We start from the raw sequence: 836 nt of genomic DNA, 5'->3' as shown, positions 1-836 counted from the left end.
GTGTGTCGATATGTATATAACCTGTATATCTCTAAAAATAAAGAGGCATATGAGTCGGAGGGGAAATTTCTTAGTGGCTATGACTTTTCCAAATGGCTGAACAATATTCATACAAAAGAGTGTGACCAGTGGATTAAAGAAGTGTCGAGCAAAGCGGTAAAACAAGCGATTATGAATGGAGATAAAGCTTTTAAGCGATTTTTTAAAGGTTTATCTAAGTTTCCACGATATAAAAAAAAGAAGAAGCAAGATGTGAAGTGTTATTTCCCTAAAAACAATAAAACAGATTGGACAGTAGAAAGACATAGAGTAAAAATCCCCACAATTGGTTGGACAAGGTTAAAAGAATATGGGTATATCCCTAAAAATGCAAATGTAAAAAGTGGCACAGTATATCAAAGAGCAGGAAGATACTACGTGTCTATACTCTGTGAAGTGAAAGAGGTAAAACCAAATCCAACCCTTGATGCAGTAGGTCTAGGAATTGATTTGGGAATTAAAGACTTCGCTGTACGTAGCGATGGAAAAACTCATAAAAATATAAATAAAACAGTACAAGTAAAAAAGATAGAAAAACGGTTAAAACGTGAACAACGCTCTTTATCACGAAAATTTGAAAATATAAGGAAGAGAGGTGAACAACCTGTTACTAATAAAAGAGCGAATATAAACAAAAATATTCTTAGGGTGCAACAACTACATGCTAGGCTAGCAAATATTCGATTAGCGTATGTAAAATCTATTGTAAATGATGTGGTGAAAACCAAGCCAACGTTTATTACAGTAGAAGATTTGAATGTGAAAGGTATGATGAAGAACAAACATCTATCTAAAGC

1 protein-coding gene is annotated in these 836 nt (G+C 33.6%); it reads left to right on the top strand.

Going from position 1 to position 836, the window contains the following annotated elements; all coding sequences use genetic code 11:
• Window positions 1-836, top strand: an 836-nt coding sequence (locus tag FOT98_RS31240) for an RNA-guided endonuclease InsQ/TnpB family protein (RefSeq protein ID WP_260851158.1), incomplete at both ends; no start/stop codon positions are given.

This window comes from Bacillus sp. HY001 (assembly GCF_007558965.1).
GTDB classification, from domain to species: Bacteria; Bacillota; Bacilli; order Bacillales; family Bacillaceae_G; genus Bacillus_A; species Bacillus_A mobilis.
Note: the sequence above shows the minus strand (reverse complement) of the source record. Positions and strands in the feature narration are given on the sequence as shown.